We start from the raw sequence: 20,367 nt of genomic DNA, 5'->3' as shown, positions 1-20,367 counted from the left end.
TTTTTATTTTAAATCAAAGGTTGTGTGTTTAATAAATTTACGATTATAAGTATATAAAATATGTACTTTTCTATCCGAGGTCTGGATAATAGCAGGATAACTAAATTCACCTTCCTTTTGGTTTTCTAGATCAAACAGTTTCTCCCAATGTATTCCATCTTTTGATTGTTCTACATCCAGGACATTTCGTCCGTTAAACCAATCTTTTCCCATTTTTAAAGGGTTGTTTACCAATAAAAAAGAGTTGTCTGTTAAAGTTACAGCATCAATTCCTGAATTTGAATTTACAACATTTGTACTATCTGTTTTTTGCCAGGTTTTTCCGTTATCTTCAGACCAGCTCGAAATTAATTTGTTATGTCGGCTTCGGCATAAAATCTGGATTTCTTTATCAGAATGAACTAAAAATGTGGGCTGAATTATATCAAATTCCTTTTTATCATTAATATTGATTTTTTCCCAAGTACCAGAAGCTTCAGTATATTTTTCCAAATGAACACGCCATTTATTATCTTCAACACTTTCAGTACTGCTTCCGCACAAAATAACTCCAGGAATCGTTTCGATTGGTTTGTTACGAATTGGTCCCAAAATTCCCTCCGGAAGGTATTTGGAAGTACTCCATGTTTTCCCGTCGTCTTTTGAAACAATCATGGCACCAAACCATTCTCTTGGATTTTTTCCCACTTTGTAAAATAAATACAAATGCTGACTTTTGCTTTTAAACAACACCGGGTTCCAGCATGGCAATGTATCTCCATCTCTGATTAATGGTTCTATCAATTTTTTCGGTGCCGACCATTTTTTTTCTTTATAAGATGAAACATAAATACTAACATCTTTTGCACCTTCATATTTCCCGCCAAACCAAGCCGCTAAAAGTGTATTGGAGTCTAATTCTACTAATGTCGAAGCATGACTGTTTTTTGTTATGAGCTGATTTGTTATAAAGCTATTCGTTATATTGCTTTCTTTTAATTTCTTTACTGATGTACAGGAAAGACATACTAAAATTAACAATAGCATTAAAGAATTAAATTTTAAAATCATTTTGTATTATAAATTTAAAGCTTTTAAATATTTTATTTTACAATCCTTCAGCAGCATTGTGTTATCATAAGCGATTGATTTCATGAAATTAAATGGATAACCCAATTCCATTTTATGATTCTCTTTCAAAACATCAAATCATACATGAATCTTGAAGTATGTAGATTGATATTTAACTGCTATTGACAATATTGCTTTTTTTTACTTTACTATTTTTAAACTTTCAACTTACTCAATTCCTCAACTGACCAACTAGAACTCCTGAAACATTCCAATGGTTTGTACTGGGACCTTCATTGGGACCTTGTTCTATAACAACCTCTATAGTATGATTTCCTTTTGATAATTTAGTCAACGGAATAATATAGGGAGGTGTTAATGTTCCGGGACACCAATTTGACCGACTTAAATCACTAGAAGATAAACCATCAGAGAAGTTCCCAGAAGCAGGATTAGACAATCGATACGTTGCACAATCCGTTCGCCAGGGAATAATTTTAAAAACCTCCTGACCATCAACAAATATTTTATTCATTCTTGGTACAAACTCATCCCCATTTTCCCAGCCGCCATGACCTGTTGTGGTGTACAAAAGCTGTAAATTTTGTATATCTTCCTTAATTTCAAAATTGACTTTTAAAGTATCATTCGCAAAAAGGCCTCCATAATTTTGCCCTGACATTTCCATCGTATTTACTGTTGAAAATAAAGGGGTTATGTACTTTTTCTTATTTGGTTTGCCTTCGTTATTCATTAATGGATAAGCATCCAGCTCGAGACTTATTGTATGGCCACCTGCATCATAATTGCCAATAAAAGCCCCAATCCAGATTTCATCTTCATCAACAGGAATAAGAGAAGTAACCTCTTCTTTATAAACGACTTCTTTTGCCCAGTTATAATTATTTATTTTTCGTTTATCATTAAAATAATTAACTCCAAATGGTGTAAAAAACCTGAGTATCTCGATTGCCGGCAAATACCCTTTTTCTTTTATAATTCCCTGATATTTATTTTTTTGATTATCTGAATAAATAGGTAATTTATCCAATCCATGTAAATAAGCATCTAATAATGTAGTTGTGTCTCCATTATTTTTTGCGGGAATAATAAATACCGAACCAGTCCTGTCATAGGCATCCCCATTAGACTTACAGGTTAATTTTGCAAAAATGGCACTACTGTTTTTTAATTCGGGAGTAATTTTTATCTTTTTCAAAACGACACTTCCTTTAGAAAAATGATAAACCTTGTCTGCAATAAGGTCTTTTTCGTTTGGAATTGTTGACTTAGGATCGAAATTTATATTTTCATTCTCAAAAATAAGCAATTTAGTATATCGGGAGTTAATTAGGATTTCTTCAAATTCCGATTTATCAACTACTGCTGTCTTGTCATCATAATTAATAAATGGCTCATAATTTTTAACTTTAGTTATCGAATTGGCTGTCAAAGTCTGATTTCCATTATAAACCATTTCCAGTACAAGTGCATTTTTATTTGGAAGATAATTACTGTTAGGAGTTCCCTTTACAGCAGCGTTTTCAGTAAACCAAATATCAATTCTATTTGAAAAATAAGAAAAAGAAACATGGTCACACTTATATCCAAGTATGATACGGGTATCATTTTCTTTTTTAGGAACAGGCAAGCTGTCAAATGGAGTTATTTTTTTGAAAACAGTATTGCCATTCTTAATGGTGCTAACGTTATAATTGTTTTTTAAATCAATGTATTGTTGTATTTTATCCGTTGGTTTTGATAAAAAAACCATTTGATTGTATACATAGATCGTGGTATTTCCGTCTGTTTTTTTTCCATTTTCGAATTTATCATACGTAATTTTATATACCTCTGATTTTGTTTGAGCAACGATTACTAAAGAAAAAAGCAATAATATAGTATTAAAAAAATTTATCATGTATTTGTAAATCATTTAGAATAATTTTGATAAAAATGAAACAAGAAAAAGATCTTTAAAAAGCCGAGGTAAGAATGACATCTTACCTCGGTTTAAATTAATATGTATAGGTGCATTAATTGCACTTGTTATTATTGGAATTCTATTACTTTATATCCCAGAATATTTTGGTACTTAAATTATCATTTGCTTTAACAGCATTGTAATTATCCGGATTATAAATACTCTCTGAAGTTGGGTATGTCCAGCGTGTTGGAGGTGTTTTTCTAATACTGCTTGTTTCATCATCACGGAATGGTAAAGCAGGAAGTTTTAATCTTCTTTGTTCAGCCCAGGATTCATCAACTTGCATAACATTGTAGTGAATATACTTTTGGAAAGCTATTAACTCCAATTGATCTACAGGCGTTGTAGCTCCGGCAAAATTAATAGTAGCAATGTAGGCATCAATTTCAGCAGCTGTTGGTTCTGTAGTTGGCTTCCAGCTAATGTCATCAGCTTTATCGCCTAATCTTACATAATATTCAACGGATTGTCTGATCGCTTTCTCAAAATAAGTTTTTGCTGAACTGGCATTACCGTTTCTTGAATAATACTCCGCAAGAATCAAATTTACTTCGGCTGCATTTATTAATGTTCCAGGCAACCAATCATTTCTACTGATAACCGAACGATTGTAGACCGCAATCTTACCATCAGTTATTAATTGAGACTGAGCCCCAGATGCCAACATAGGATCAAGTCCTTCATAAGTAGGTGCTACGATCACTACATTGTTTACTACACGTGACCCTTTTTCAAACAGCCAGGGTTTGCGAGGATCATTATTCGCATTCATGTGGTCAATCATTGGTTTTGGTGCAAGATTATTTAAATCATCTTCTAAAGCATTAACAAAACCTGAAGTATCTAAATCAGTATCCTGAGTATAAACTCTGAAAGCAATATTTTCAGAATTTTCATCAACAATTTGCCCATTAGCAATGATTTCAGCCATTTCAGTAGTTGCTCTTGCTGCAAAAGCAGGAACAGCAGAAACTCTGTTCAACATTTTTAAGCGCAAAGAATTGCAATAGTTTTTCCAGCTTACCAAGTCTCCTTTATTGATCAAATCCTGATTTTTGAATTCTAATGCCACATTGTCAGACAAGGTAATCGAATTCAATTCAGCAGAAAAAGCTTTCAATTGATCCAACATCATGGTATATAGTTCTGTTTGATTATCATATTTAGCCAATGCTGCAGCATAATTAGTACCCACTATACTAATATAACCAGCTTTAGAAAATGGAATGTCTCCAAAGTTATCAATCATTTTTTGTGTATGATCATATAAATAAATAGTGGAAGTAATCGTATAGATTCTGTTTTCAGTCTGCTTAGCAGCAGGCAAAGAAGCCATTGCTTTTTCTAGCTCTCTATATTGGGTAATAAATTTATAAAAACGATCCCATCTATTAACAGGTGCGGCACCCGAAACATAGCGACCGGATGTGTTTACAAATCCATGTCCCTGCGTGTACGAAAGAGAAGTAGATTTTAGAACAGTATAGTAATTCCAGTAAGAAGGAATTACATCTTCAAAATTAATTTTCATGAATCCGGCAAACTGTTTTGGCACAGTAGTGGTTTCAACCGTAGCCGGATTTGGATACGCATCTGCAAAATCGTCTTTTGAACAAGAGCTTAAAAAAACAGCTGCTGTTGCTAGCGATATATATAATAATTTTCTCATGTTATATTTTTTAAAATTATGAAATATCAAATTAAAATGATGCTCTCAACATACATCCAATACTTCTGGTAGCCGGATTTGTTCCCGCATTATTTATGTTTTGAGACCATTTAGAACCTGCAGTAGTTGCCTCTGGATCCATATCTTTAATTGATCTGTAGATAAAGAATAAATTACGTCCATAAGCAGAAAAACTAACTTTAGAAGCACCTATTTTACTAACCCAGGCAATTGGCAAGTTATAACCCAGAGATATTTCCCTCATTTTTATATAGTTGTTTTCCTGAATATACAATTCATAACGTGAACTGCTGTATTGGGGACCTCCCCAGTTATAAGTCATGTTATAGTAACCTGCTTGAGAGATTACATTTGTATTTGCTGTACCATCTGGAGCTACACCTTCCATTAACATACCGTCACGATATAATGTTTGGCCACCTGGTCCACTTGTAGCACTATTAGGAACCTGAACACCTTTACCATTAGCATCCATAAAATAAGTCAGACCACCACGCTCATTGGTACTGTAGTTCAAACTCTCTTCTGTCAATCCTCTTGAAGTCATCCAGTTCACTCCTGTTGGCATCAAATACCCTCCATAAGAATAATCAATATTAACGTCTAAAGTGAAATTTTTATAAGCGAATGAGTTTAACAAACCTCCCACACCTTTAGGCATAGCAGTACCATATTTTTCCCATTTATCTCCATCAATCATATAATATCCATCAGAGTCAACCATTTTATTACCACTAGCATCTGTCTTTACAGGGTGTGCATAAATACCTCCCATCGGATCACCAACTACTGATTTCAACTGAGCAGCTGAGCCATCATAGTCAGCATGTAATAATTCTGATGCGCCATTAGCCAATTTTACAACTTTGTTTACATTTTTTGCCCAGTTCAGAGTAACATCCCATGAAAAAGATGCCGTTTTTATTGGAGTAGCAGTCAAAGCAATTTCAACGCCCTGATTACTCAATTCTCCAACATTCGCTAAGATTGATGATGCTCCTGTTGTTTGTGCTAATGTCAAATCTAAAATTTGATCATAAACGTGTGCATTATAGTATGAAACATCCAATCCTAATCTTCTGTCAAGGAATTTAGTTTCAAAACCAAATTCATATTCGTTTTTCATTTCTGGTTTTATTAATTCATTACCGTAATTATTCATCGAATTTGTAATCAACACCGGAATGGCTGTCCCCTGATTACCTAATGTAGTCTGATTATAAGCTACGTTAGCCTTATACAGCTCCGGGTAGTTACCCACAATACCCCAAGAAGCGCGTAGTTTTGCATAACTGATTACTTCTGGTAATTTAACGGCTTCAGACAATACGAAAGAGGAGTTTACTGAAGGATATGTAAATGCATTATTATTAGGGTTCATTGTAGAAGTACGATCCCTTCTTATTGTTCCTTCAAGGAATAAGTAGTTTTTGTAGCTACCGTTCACAGTTCCAAATACAGCATCTTTTACAACTTTATATTTTGTACTAGTACTTTTTGCAGTATTTACTGAAGAATTCATATCGTACCAGCCTTCAACACTTAAACCACCATCAGTGAATCTTGCTAAAGTAGATCCGGTTTCTTTTGTTGCTGTATAACCCGCCGTAGCACCCACTTCGAAAGCTTCATTAATTTTTTTGTTATAAGTCAACATCACATCTCCATAAAGAATATTATAATCTTTAGCATCCATTTGATAAGAACCAGTACCAAATCCATAAACCAAAGGCTTTTCAACAGGATTTTTAGTTTCTACATTTACTGAAGTTAAATCAGTCGAAACACGACCACGTAATTTTAAATCATTATAAATAGTATACGTTTCAGTAACACTGGCAATCAAACGATTTGTAATTTCATCCTGTTGATTTGCGCTTGTGTTCCAAAAATAATCACCAACATCTCCTTTGAAGCCATTATAAATGATGTTTTCATCCGGAGTTAAACTTTGATTTGAACCAGTAACATATTTGTATCCTAAACTGGTTTGGTATTTAGCTTTGTACCAATCACCATTATCAAACGGACTTATCATACCTGTAAAGTTATTTATTAATCGATCAGTACCAATTGCACGGTTATGAACATCTTGATTCATATAACTCACTATAACATCCGTTTTTAATTTTTCAGTGTTTTTGAATGATGCATTTAGGTTAAGTGTATTCTTTTTATTCATATTACCCATGCTCAAACCTTGTGATTCATTGTGTGTGTAAGAAAAACGAATACTGCTATTTTCAGTATTATTAGTAAGTGCAATGTTTGTTACTCCATCCCATGAATCCTGAAACATATTTTTGTATCCGTCTTTCTGAGCTGAATATGGACGAACAACTCCATCCCATGACATAATTGGTTTACCATCAAACCAAGGCCCAAAGTTATTACTACTAGCTGAGACACCTCTGATATCCTCAACTCCATCACCATTTGTATCATAATGTGCAAAACCATCAGGTGCTAAGTATCCTGAAGTGTAATTTGCATTTGTCCAGCCTGGACCTCTCTCATATTGAAATCTTGGCAGGTATGCAATTTGATTACTTGCGTAACTAGTACTAAAATCTATACCAAACCCTTTTTTTCCTTTTCCAGATTTAGATGTAATCAATACTACCCCATTGACCGCCTCAGAACCATATAATGCGGCCGCCGAAGCTCCTTTAAGAATAGAGATATTCTCAATATCTTCAGGATTAATATCTGCCAAACCATTACTTCTAATACGCTGATCTCCCCAATAATCATTATTTTTAGCCTCTCCATCACGAATTGGAACACCATCTAAAACAATAAGCGGTTGGTTTTTACCCGTAATAGAGTTAATTCCACGAATCTGGATATTAATATTTCCAGCTCCACCCGGGGTAGAAGTAATCCGTACCCCTGGTGCTTTACCATACATTGCGTTAGCAATAGTAGGAGAACCTGTCTTAACGATTGCCTCAGATTTAATCACACTGGTTGCATATCCTAAAGCCTTTTTCTCTTTAGACTGACCAAGTGCAGTTACAACTACTTCTCCCAATTGCTGACTGTCTGCACTTAAAGCTACATTAACAGTAGTCTGTCCCGAAACAGGAACTTCTTTTGTAGCAGAACCTACGTAAGAAAACACTAAAATTGCTGATTGATTTAAAACAGCAATGCTGTATTTACCATCAAAATCCGATGATGTATTGTTTTTAGTCCCTTTAACATTCACATTTACTCCCGGAATTGGCATTCCGTCAGCATCTGTTACCGTTCCTTTTACTGTTGATTGCGCTTGAACACCGTGGAATGCAAACAAGCAAAATACAAACAGTAACTTAATTACTTTTTGAATCATAATTTGGTTTTTGTGTTAATAATTTGGTTTTGTTAATTTTTAATTTAATTATCAACCTAAGGTTAATACTTTGTTAAATCTATAACTATAAATCGTTTTGAGAATATTATTTCGACCAATAACAAATTTGAAAAGGTGTTTGTCAATTTTTTAGTTTTTTTTAGGAATTTCGCTCCTTTTAATGAGTAATTATGAACGTATTTCAAATCATGCTAAATATTATTCAACAGTTCACCAATTATAAAAAAAAACATTAACCTTAAATTAAGATTAATGTTTTTCTATAATATAAAAATCAATAATATTGGTAAAACATTTTGTTAATAGATTACCTTAAAATTTAACTTTTGCAAATCTGTAGAATTTCCTCCTACCATAACTTCAAAGTCACCTGGCTCGACTACGCGCTTCATATCTTTGCTCCAGATAGATAATTCATCGGACGTTAATGTAAATTCTACTTTTTTGGTTTCGCCTTTTTCGATGTATAACCTTTTAAAACCCTTTAATGTTTTCTTTGGCGTTGTTACACTACTATATACATCATTGATGTACAATTGTACAACCTCATCTCCGTCATAATTTCCAGTGTTTTTAACATCAACACTTATTTTTAATTCTCCGTCAGCTTTAATTTCTTTAGTATTGATGGCAAAATTTGAATATTCAAACTTGGTATAACTCAAACCGTATCCGAATGTATAAAGTGGATTTTCGCTCTCAGAAACATATCTGTGAATTGCAGAAGGTTTTTGATTATAATATATAGGTAGCTGTCCAACCGATTTTGGAACAGTAATAGGCAGTCTTCCACCCGGATTATAATCTCCAAATAAAACATCGGCTACAGCCTTACCACCTGCTTCACCTGGAAACCAAGCTTCTACAAGTGCCGGAATATTTTCGCTAATCCAGTTGGTAGAAAGCGGACGCCCGTTTAATAAAACACAAACTACAGGAGTTCCTGTTTTTTGAATAGCTTCGATCAATTCCTGCTGCATTCCGTGTAAGTCTAAAGAAGCTACATCTCTGTTTTCTTCTACCAATTCGTTTGATTCTCCTAAAACTACAATCGCCACATCTGCTTTTTTGGCTATATCAATTGCGGGTTGAAAATTTACTTTTTCTAAATTCCAACGCAAGTGCGCTCTCGCACCCCAGCCACCTTCCCACATTTCAATGCGGACTTTGTATTTCTTGCCAGCCTCAATATTTTTTGGAACCGTAACTATGCTGGTTGCTCCTTTAGTCCAGTTATCAATAACCAACTGATCATCCACCCACATTCTGATTCCGTCATCTGAACTTAAACCTAACCAGCCGTCAAATGATCTATCTGATTGAATATAACCTGTCCAGCGAATTGAAAAATCATCATCTGTAACTCCATCGCCCGGAGACCAAGGCCAGTCAAACTCTAATTGATTATCAATACGAGTCAATACCGGATTTCCTTCTACATTTCTGTTATTGAAATATTCTCCTTTTAATCCGTTTTGAGATCCATCCGACGTAAATAAATATTTCGACGGAATAATTTGTCCTTTTACAATTAAAGGAACACCTTCTTCATAAAGCACATTCGTTTTGGTACCCGCAACTTGCTTAATTCCTTCCAAAACCGTAGTTCCCACTTTATTTTTTACTGCATATCCTCCTAACCTTGAAGCATCAGCATTTGGTCCGATAACGGCAACCGTTTTAATATTTTTGCTTAAAGGCAGAATATTATTATCATTTTTCAATAAAATAATTGATTTTCGGCCTGCTTCAAGAGCGATATTCTGATTTTCTTTCGTATGAAAACGTTCTTTAATTAAGTTTTTATCTGTGTATGGATTTTCAAATAATCCTAATAAAAATTTAAGCCTCAAAACGCCCCCTGCAGCACGATCAATTTGATCCATTGTCAGTTTCTTTTCGCCTACCAATTCTATGATGGTTTTTTGCCAAAATTCATTTGTAAAATCGTAAAACTGCATGTCAACTCCCGCAGCAACAGCTTCTCTAATACTTTCTTTTGGAGAATTGGTCACATAATGTGTTGTCTGCAGGTATTTAATAGCTCCTAAATCTGAAACTACAATTCCTTTAAAACCCCATTCTTTTCTTAAAACATCCGTCAGTAGCCAATGATTTGCAGCACAAGGAATTCCGTCTAATTCAGAATAAGCACACATGGTTCCTAAAGCACCGCCTTTTCTAAATGCTTTTTCGAACGATGGAAGATGATCTTCGCGAGCGGAACGTTCTCCCACTAAAATTGGAGATGAATTTCCTCCCGCCTGCGGAATTCCGTGAACGGCAAAGTGCTTAGGCTCTGCAATTATGGTATGATCTGATTTTAAATCATCGCCCTGCATTCCTTTAATCATAGCCAGACCAATCTCGCTGTTCAAATAAGCATCTTCTCCAAAAGTCTCGGCAACCCTTCCCCATCTTGGTTCACGACCTAAATCTAAATTTGGTCCCAAACCAAAATGAACGCCATGTGCTCTTGCCTCACTAGCAATTACTTTACCCACTTTGTCCATTATGCTTGTATCCCAGGTTGCACCTAAACCTATGTTCATTGGAAAAGCGGTGCTCCCGTCATCCAGATATCCGTGCAGCATCTCGCACATGATAAGGGCAGGAATTCCCCATTTGTTATTTTTGATAACTTCTTTTTGAAGATCATTGATCATTTTTGCCGAACGCGGATAAAGATCATGGATAGCTCCAATTCCTAAATTTCCAATTTTAGCATCTGATTTTGATTTAGAGAAATCTTCTTTATCTTTAAAAAGCTCACCTCTGTACATATCCATCTGTCGTGCTTTTTCCTCTAAACTCATTCGGCTTAACAAGTCTTTTACCCTGTCTTCAACAGGTAATTTTGAATCTTGATAGGGATAATTTTTCTGCGCATAACCCTGGTTAAAAAAACCTACAGCCATTACGAAAATAATGGCTGTTTTTTTGATTGTTAGTTGTAACATAGTAGCTGTGTTGTTTTTAATTTTGAATTACTTTTAGTTTTTTCCCATTCACAAAATCGTCGTGCGAAATAAAAAAGCTATTAAGTGTTTTTCCGTTTAGCTCAATCGAATTAATTTTTCCATCATTATTGATTTGTCTTTCAATTACTATACTTTCATTTTTATAATATCTTGGATCTAATTTGATCGTCACTCTATGAAACATTGGCGCGGTAATGGTATAAATTGGATCTCCCGGAGAAATTGGGTAAATTCCCATCATAGAATAAACTAACCAAGCCGACATAGTTCCGGTATCGTCATTTCCTGGTAATCCTTTTGGTTTGTTTTGAAAATATTCTCTCACCAGTTTTTTAACCATTTCCTGACTTTTCCATTCTTCACCTTTTATATAATTGAATAAATAAGGATAAGCAATGTCTGGCTCGTTTGCCATATCAAATTGTTTGATATCAAAAACTTTTTGCAATTGATCTGAGAAAGGTTTGTCACCGCCCATTAATTTAATCAGCCCCTTTATGTCATGCGGTACCATAAAAGCATATTGCCAGGCATTCCCTTCGATAAAGCCAACGTTTTCCTGAAAATTAGATCCTGCTTCAGTGTCAAAAGGTTCATACCATTTTCCGTCAGCTGTTCTTGGGCGAAGTAATTTTAAATCTTTGTCATATAATTTTCTGTAGGATAACGAACGCTTTGTAAAACGCTTATAATCATCTTTTTCGCCTAAAGCTTTCGCTAAAAGTGAAATCGCGTAATCTGACGTATTATATTCTAGCGTTGTAGAAACAGGACCAGGATGCTTAGTTGATACATAACCTTTTTCTATATATTCTTTAAGTCCCGGACGCAACGGATTATTTTCAGTTTTATCTGCACCTTTTAACATGGCATAATATGCTTTGTAAAAGTCAAAATCCTGAATTCCCTTTAAACAGGCATCGACTATAACAATACTGGCCGGATCTCCCACCATCGTAAATGTTTCTGTTGAATTTAGTTCCCATTTTGGCAGCCAGCCATTTTCATCATACATTTCCAACATGCTTTTTATCATATCCGATTGTTGTTTTGGATAAACTAAAGACGTTAGCGGATGCATATTACGATATGTATCCCACAAAGAAAATGTGGTATAACGAGTATCTTCCGTTTTAGCAATTTTGGTTCTTTTAATCACAGGATATTCTCCGTTAACATCATTTAAAGTATTGGGATGAATTAAAGTATGATACAAAGCCGTGTAAAATATCGTATTATCGTCTTTTGAACCACCTTCCACTAAAATTTTCGAAAGTTCTTCGTTCCATTCATTATAAGTATCTTTATAAACGGCATCAAAAGATTTGTTTCCGGTTTCTTTTTCTAAGTTTTCACGAGCGTTTTCGATACTTACATATGAAATTCCAATTTTAACTTCAACCGTTTCTTTTTTCTCGAATTTATATGTAAAATAACTTCCAATACTATCACCCACAACGGTTTTGATTGTATTTTCCATCATCCTGGTTTTTCCGTTATAGCCCATCCATTGTGCTTCTACACCTTTATATTTTGCGGTTTTTTTCCAAACGCCAAATTTATCTGCAGGTTTAGAAAACTTCGCTACAAAATAAACCGGATAAGCATCTTCAGGGCTGTTATAACAAAAGGAACCCACCGAACGGATTCCTTCAATTTCAGTTGATGACACTACTTCTATCATTGCGCCTTCTTCATTGGTTAATCCTAAACCAAGATTTAATAAAATGTTTGATTGTCCTTTCGGAAAAGTAAATCTGCTTACGCCAACTCTTTTTGAAGCTGTAAATTCGCCTTTTATTTTATACTTGTCAATGTCAACGCAATAATAAGCTGCTTTTGCAACTTCATTAGAATAAGTTGAACCGTATTTTAAATGATCTATTTCGACGTTACCTGTGGTTGGCATTAGTAAAATAACACCAAGTTCCGGACAGCCAACACCGCTTATATTTACCTGACTAAATCCGGTTAAAAAGGTGTTTTCATTTACATAAGGATTCGAAAGCCATTGACTGTCTTTTTCCATTGGAGTATTTTTTACCCCGGCAACATTAAACGGACTTATACTTGCCATTCCTCTCGGTGCAATGGGACCCGGAAAAGTGGCTCCATAATTTGAAGTTCCGATAAACGGATTCACAAAATCAGCAGGCTCCTGCGCAAAAATAGTGATGCTCAAAAACAACATGTAAAAAACACATGCTGTTTTTGGTAATATTTTTTTTATTGAAAACATATTTTCTATCTGTTAATAGCTTCGATTTTTAAAGTCCAGGCTTCTTTACAAGGCAAATTCTTTCTCAAACTTTCGGGAATTATAACTTTAAATCCTTCTGCTTCTTTTGTCCATTTCAAAGAAGTTTTTGAACCTAACATCGTAATCTTTGTTCCTTTTTTAGGACTAATCGATTTTACTGCAACACTTGCAGGAATTGTATCTTCTCCTTCTTTTGCCAAATAAAACAAGAAAACATTTCCAGTTTTATTTTGTGTCATACAAATATTTTCCTCTTTAAAAGGTTCGATTGGTTTTGTATTGTAAATCGCTGTGCTGTTTACTTTCATCCAGTCTCCGTACGCTGCCAGTAAATCATAAGCACCTTGCTGCCACTCTCCTTCAGGACTTGGCGCAACATTCAATAATAAATTTCCACCTTTTGCCACAATATCAACCAACATGTGAATTCCTTGTCTTCCTGTTAAATAAGTAGCATCCGGAGAATAAGACCATCCACCGCCGGAAGTAATACAAGATTCCCAAGGGTAAGGCAACGTTTTAGCAGGAACACGTCCTTCAGGAGTTAAATAATTTTGATTTTTTCCATGAACGGCTCTGTCAACCACAATTAATCCCGGTTGTTTTTGACGTGCTTTTATAACCAATTCATCCATTTTAGGATCCTGATCTACTACTCTGTGTTTAATGAAACCATTTTTAGATTCATTTTCTGCAAATTTCTCGTCGTAGTTTTCTTTTAAGTTTTGTTGGTCTCTTTTTCTAACCCATCCACCATCTAACCATAAAATATCGATTTTACCGTAATCCGTTAATAATTCTAAAATTTGGTTGTGCGTAAAATCAACGTATTTCTGCCATTTTTCAGGATATAAAGACGGATCATAATTTACGTTTCTGTCGAAAGGAGGAAAATAAGGATCCCAGTAATTTTCGTTATGCCAGTCTGGTTTAGAGAAATAAGCTCCTGTAGAAATATTTTCGGCTCTAAAAGCATTAAAAATTTCTTTAGCAATGTTGGCTTTTGGATTTGTACTAAAAGCACATCCTGGGTCAGTTACCTTATAATCAGAATATTTAGTATCATACATATTAAATCCGTCATGGTGTTTTGTGGTAAAAACCATGTATTTCATTCCGGCATTTTTAGCGGCTTTTGCCCATTTTGCAGGATCAAATTTTGTTGGATTAAATGTCTTTTTCAGGTCTTCATAATCTTTTACATATTGATTATAATTGGCTGGATTACTTCCTTTTTTACGCTCACACCATCCATAATCTTCAGGACAAATAGACCATGATTCTACAATTCCCCATTCACTATATGTTCCCCAGTGCATTAATAATCCGAATTTTTTACCCTGCCATTCATCTAAATTTTTCAATACAAGCGGATCCGTTTCTGGTACATAGCGCTCATCTTCGTATATGGCCTGCGAAAACATTTGAACCGAAAATAAAAGTGCTATTATGAATATTCCTCTTTTCATCTTTAATCTGTATTATATTTTTTTGTTTAGTTTTTTAATTTTTTTGGTATCTATGTATAATCCAAACTTTGTCAAATCTTTTACCCTCAATATTGGTTTTAATTCACTAAAACTTCATCAACAAATAACCATGAAGATTCACCTTTAGGACTTTTCTTTAAGTTACAAGCGATTACTTTTACAAATCTTGCATTGGTTTTTTCAAAACTGATTTTAAAATCTTTTAACTCTGAGTTTACATTTGGAGCGTACGGACGTGTTATTTTTCCAACTTCTTTATATGTTAAACCATCCTTTGAAACCAAAACTTTTATCTGAGTCGGATAATTAACTCCTGCACCCTGACTCTCTAAAGTTCCAACTGATATCTCCTGGATACTTTCCTGTTTTTCCAGATCTATAACCAATTCCATGTCATTTACCAGCCACGCCTGCCATTGTCCGTCATGGAAATTTTTACTTCCTCTAATTGTATTTACCATTGTATTAGCATCTCCTTTATAATTCTGATTAAAAGGAGTCAGGTATTTTACCTTGTGTGCAAACGCTTTATGAAAAATAATAGTATCCGTAAATGTTTTTCCTACTGGTTTATCATCCTGAAACAAAGAAGCTTTTAAAATTGTAGTTGCTGTAAACCCAATTGGACTCGTATATTTTATTGGATTATGTTCGATGTTTTTATCACCTAAAACATAACGGATATCCGGGTTTGGAAATTCATTTTTCAACGTTACATTAATCTGTTTTTTAGTCAAATCTGCCGTTGAAGAAGTTGTTACCAAATAGGCGCTTTTTGCATAATTGATCCCTAAGTAATTGTAACGCTGCAGTAAAGAAATCAGTCTGGGTGTAAAATCATTCCAGTTACGGCTTTCTTTTGTGCTCCATAAAACTTCTGATAAAGCGGCCAATCTCGGAAAAATCATGTATTCTGAATCTTTTGGTCCAGGTAAATGTTCTGCCCATAAATTTGCCTGTGCGCCTAAAACATGCTTAGCTTCTTCAGGTGTCATTCCTGGAACAACAGGATCAAATTTGTACACTTCATTTAAGGGATTATAAGCATCAAAAGCCACTGGCTCTTCATTTTGCGGGCCTTGGTAAAAATTAAAATAACAAGGAGATTCCGGTGTCATGATCACATCGTGACCTTGTTTTGCAGCTTCTATTCCGCCTTGTGTTCCTCTCCAGCTCATAACCGTTGCATCCGGAGCCAGACCTCCTTCTAATATTTCATCCCAGCCTATAATTTTTTTACCTTTAGAATTAATATATTTCTCCATTCTTTTTACAAAATAGCTTTGTAGTTCATGGGTGTTTTTCAATCCGTTATCTTTCATTCTTTTTTGGCAATGCGGACATTTTTCCCAATTAGTTTTTGTCGCTTCATCACCTCCGATATGTATGTATCTTGATGGAAAAATGGTAATAACCTCATCAATTACATTTTGCAAAAACTCAAACGTAGTTTCTTTTCCCGCACAATAAATATCTGTAATAGGCCATAATCCTCCAGATGGCACACCAATACGCTGATCAAAACAAGCAAGCTCAGGATACGATGCAATGGCACTGCTTACGTGTGCGGGCATTTCGATCTCCGGAATAATTTCTATATTTTTTGCAGCTGCGTATTTTACAATTTCTTTTAATTCCTCCTGCGTTAAAAATCCGCCGTAAGTTCCTTTTTCATCCGGATTTGTAGTCAATCTGGCGTTCCAGGCAAGATTTTCCTGATCCACTCTCCAGGCCCCGACTTCGGTTAGTTTTGGATATTTTTTTATTTGGATTCTCCAGCCCTGATCGTCTACTAAATGCAAATGTAAAACATTCATTTTGTGCATTGCCAAACGATCTATGGTTTCAATTACATAATTTTTGTCAAAAAAATGACGCGATAAATCCAGCATTAACCCTCTCCATTGAAAACGAGGTTTATCATTTATGGCAACGTTCGGAATTTGCCATTTTTGATTAGGTAAAACAATGTTACTTTCGATAACTACGGGAAGCAATTGTCGGATACTTTCTAAAGCATAAATAAAACCTGCATTTCCTTTGGCTGTAATCGTAATGTTTTTAGAGTTTACAGCTAAGATATAGGCCTCTTTTTCTAAATTCTGATCAACTCTAAACTGTATAAAATTACTTTGCGGAACCGACACAGAAAGCTGAGGGCGAAATCCTGCCGCTTTTTCAAATTTATTGATCAGGGCATTTGAAATTTCTTTTTGAAAGTCTGTAGTTGCCACAAATTTTGTATCGGCAGAAAATTCAAAAACACCTGTATTAATTAGTAATTGTGTTGGTTTTGGTATAATCTGAATATCCTTTTCTGTGTATACTTTTTGGCTGTAGCCGAAATTACAAACAGTCAGGCAGATTACGATAAGGAATGGTTTTAATATCCTCATAATAAATTATTTTATAGATGGTGTTATGTTAAATTGATACTGATATTTTTTGTCTTCAAGCAGGTATTTTTTCATTGGCCAGGCTTGCCAGCTGTCAATTCCGCCTACTCCCATTTGTTTGTAATCAATTTTTAAACTTGTTAAATCTCTTTCTTTCAATTCTTCAGAATGTCTTTGGTCTTTTTGTAATCCATCATCCAGATCTTCATTTAAAAAATGTAATGCCGTAGTAGCCAATAATTCATCTGAAGTCACTTTTATTTTCAATTTATCATTTGATAATTCCAACCAGCGAACGTCTGTTTTATTTCCGGTTTCCTGCGGACGTATATACGGATAAAACTGCTCTGAAACTGTTTGATTATAAATACCGACTTGTGAACTGTAATTTCTGTCAATATAATTTTCGTGTGGCCCTCTTCCATAATAAGTAATGGTGCTGAAATCTTTTGGTAAAATCATTTCCATACCAAACCTTGGCAACATAGGAATTTCTTTATCTTGATCAATATCCAATTGCTCTTTTAAGTTTAATTCTCCGTTGCTGTTGAATTCGTAATTCAATATGATTTTTGAAGAAACCTGAGGTAAATTATAGGTGGCTGCAACTAAGACTTTATTGTCTTTGGTAACCGAATACTTCCAGCTAACAAGTATTGGATTTTCTGTTGCTTCTTTCCATGCTACTAATTTTTCCTGAAATAATGCCCCAAAATCATTGTCATTAGGTGCTCTCCAAAGATTTGGCCGCAATTGATAGCCTTCTTTTAAAATAGGTTCATTATTGAAAGTATAAGCTGTAATATATCCAGTTTTTTTGTCAAAAGTTATAGACGCTTTATCACTTTGGAATACAGTAGCATTTACATGTTTTTCTACAGAAATTTTTCCGGTGCCCTTTATTTTTACATCATTTTTCCATATCCCGGTAAGAGGCAACTGATCTGTAGCAATTTGAAAACCTTTAGGTAAAAACGGTTCGTCTTCTTTAATATGATATGTTACTACTATAAAAGCTTCCTGAAATTCTTTTTGTTCGATATTAACCGGAAGCTGGTAGGTTTTAGCTTCATTAGGTTTGACTTCTAAATTATCAATACTGCCCATGGCATCCTCTTTCCCGTCCAAAACTAATTTCCAATGTAAACTAACATTGCTTACATCTCTAAACGAAAATTCATTATACACTTTGATGGTTACTGTGGCCTTATTTTCCCATGAAGTCAGAATGTTTTGATATACATTTCGCATTTCAAAAGCATGCGGATTTGGTTTTCTGTCCGGGCTAAAAACACCGTTATCAAGGAAATTATTGTCGCTTGGAACATCTTTTGGTCCAAAATCACCTCCGTAAGCAAAAACAACTGTTCCGTCTGGTTGTGTTTTATATACCGATTGATCAATCATGTCCCATATAAAACCTCCCTGAAAATTTGGATATTTTCGGATAATATCCCAATAATCTTTAAAATTCCCCATCGAATTCCCCATTGCATGTGCATATTCACATTGGATGTAAGGCCTGTCCGGATTTGGGTTTGCCAGAATATATTCTTCCATTTTATTTGGCGAACTGTACATTGGATCAATAATATCCGAGTCCCATTCATATTTCAAATCCTTTCCGTCCCAGGCGCCCGCAGTTGCTCTTTCGTATTGAATTGGTCTTGATTTATCGCGATTTTTTATCCACAAATATCCTCTGTAAAAATTATATCCATTCCCCGCCTCGTTCCCCATACTCCAGATAATAATCGAGGCATGGTTTTTATCCCGTTCCACCATACGCTGCATACGCTGTAAATGGGCTAATTCCCAACTTGGTTTGTTGGCTAAAGTTTTAGTAATATCATACCCCATTCCGTGCGACTCTAAATTCGCCTCATCTACCACATAAATTCCGTATTTATCACATAATTCATAAAAATATTCATCGTTAGGATAATGCGACATTCTTACAGCATTAATATTAAACTCTTTCATCAGTTTAATATCTTCCTCCATACGCTCTCTGGAAATGGTTTGTCCCGTAACCGGATCTGTTTCATGGCGATTTACACCCTTTATATAAATGGCTTTTCCGTTTACCAAAAGCTGTCCACCTTTAATTTCTACTTTTCTGAAACCTACCTTTTGGTGAATAACTTCTACAATCGTTCCTTTTTTGTCACTTAAAAGAAAACTAACGTGATATAAATTTGGAATTTCTGCACTCCATTTTTTTGGATTTTTTACTTCAAAGTCAAAAGTTTGTTTTTCGACTAAAGCGGAAATAACTTTAGATTTTATTATTTTATCACCGTCCTTTAATTGTACCTCTAAAGTGTATTTGTCTTTTGCATTTATACCGGTAAATTCTGTTGAAATCTTTAAAGTTCCGTTTACATACGAAGCATCTAAATCAGGAATAATTTCATAATCTTTTAAGTGTACTTTATTACGGGCAACCAGATAAGAATCTCTTGTAATACCACTCATTCTCCAGAAATCCTGACACTCTAAATATGAACCGTCACTCCATTTCATTACTTTTAAAACAATACTGTTTTTACCCGTCTTTATATAGTTATTCAGCTTAAATTCTGAGGGCAGTTTTCCGTCTTCGCCATAACCTACATAAACACCGTTTACCCAAACCGTAAGATTTGATTTTGCTGTACCTATATGCAGAAAAACATCTTTTCCTTCCCACGACTTATCAATGGTTATTTCACGTCTATAAACTCCAGTCGGATTATAATTTGTAGGAACAAAAGGCGGGTTTATTTTGATGTATTTTGCGAAATCATACGTTGTGTTGGTGTAAACAGGATATCCATAACCATTTACATCCCAATTAGCAGGTATTTTAAAATTATCCCAATCATCGTCATTAAAACTACCTTTTTCGAATGCTGTTGGTAAATCACCCGGACTATCTACATATTTAAATTTCCATATTCCGTTTAAATCCAAATAGTTTTTTGATGACCTGTAATCGTTTTTTACAGCCACCGCTTCATTCTCAAAAACATAATAGGAAGCATGCATGAGTGCTCTATTGTCCTCATTTATTTTTTCATTTTGCCAAAAAGGAATACTTTCCTGCGCATGAACTGCCAAGGTTGTAATTATAAATAGTGTTATGAATATTATTTTTTTCATTAATTCATTTA

Annotated in this window: 9 protein-coding genes; all 9 read right to left on the bottom strand. The window is 34.7% G+C overall.

Annotated features, from left to right (window positions below):
* Window positions 1-3 precede the first annotated feature (3 nt).
* Entirely contained in the window at window positions 4-1,026 is a 1,023-nt protein-coding gene (locus tag ACEN2I_RS17215; RefSeq protein ID WP_441767340.1) for a sialidase family protein, read from the bottom strand.
* A gap of 256 nt (window positions 1,027-1,282) precedes the next feature.
* The gene (locus tag ACEN2I_RS17210) at window positions 1,283-2,986 is read right to left on the bottom strand and encodes a PNGase F N-terminal domain-containing protein (RefSeq protein WP_441767339.1); all 1,704 of its coding nucleotides are present in this window, start codon (window positions 2,984-2,986) and stop codon (window positions 1,283-1,285) included.
* 130 nt (window positions 2,987-3,116) lie between these two features.
* A complete protein-coding gene (locus tag ACEN2I_RS17205; RefSeq protein ID WP_441767338.1) occupies window positions 3,117-4,706 on the bottom strand; it encodes a SusD/RagB family nutrient-binding outer membrane lipoprotein in 1,590 nt (529 codons plus the stop codon).
* 31 nt (window positions 4,707-4,737) lie between these two features.
* Window positions 4,738-8,064, bottom strand: a complete 3,327-nt coding sequence (locus ACEN2I_RS17200; protein WP_441767337.1) for a SusC/RagA family TonB-linked outer membrane protein — start codon at window positions 8,062-8,064, stop codon at window positions 4,738-4,740.
* Window positions 8,065-8,384: 320 nt separating this feature from the next.
* Complete coding sequence (locus ACEN2I_RS17195) at window positions 8,385-11,045, bottom strand: glycoside hydrolase family 3 N-terminal domain-containing protein (RefSeq protein ID WP_441767336.1); 2,661 nt, start codon at window positions 11,043-11,045, stop codon at window positions 8,385-8,387.
* A gap of 16 nt (window positions 11,046-11,061) precedes the next feature.
* Complete coding sequence (locus ACEN2I_RS17190) at window positions 11,062-13,305, bottom strand: GH92 family glycosyl hydrolase (RefSeq protein WP_441767335.1); 2,244 nt, start codon at window positions 13,303-13,305, stop codon at window positions 11,062-11,064.
* A 5-nt stretch (window positions 13,306-13,310) separates the two neighbouring features.
* A complete protein-coding gene (locus ACEN2I_RS17185; RefSeq protein WP_441767334.1) occupies window positions 13,311-14,795 on the bottom strand; it encodes an alpha-L-fucosidase in 1,485 nt (494 codons plus the stop codon).
* Window positions 14,796-14,893: 98 nt separating this feature from the next.
* A complete protein-coding gene (locus ACEN2I_RS17180) occupies window positions 14,894-17,212 on the bottom strand; it encodes a beta-N-acetylhexosaminidase (protein WP_441767333.1) in 2,319 nt (772 codons plus the stop codon).
* Between the two features lie 6 nt (window positions 17,213-17,218).
* Window positions 17,219-20,356 carry a glycoside hydrolase family 2 TIM barrel-domain containing protein gene (locus ACEN2I_RS17175; protein ID WP_441767332.1) on the bottom strand — a complete coding sequence of 1,046 codons (3,138 nt, stop codon included), beginning with the start codon at window positions 20,354-20,356 and terminating at the stop codon, window positions 17,219-17,221.
* Window positions 20,357-20,367: the final 11 nt, after the last annotated feature.

Source organism: Flavobacterium sp. W22_SRS_FK3 (assembly GCF_052113665.1).
Classification (GTDB): domain Bacteria; phylum Bacteroidota; class Bacteroidia; order Flavobacteriales; family Flavobacteriaceae; genus Flavobacterium.
Note: the sequence above shows the minus strand (reverse complement) of the source record. Positions and strands in the feature narration are given on the sequence as shown.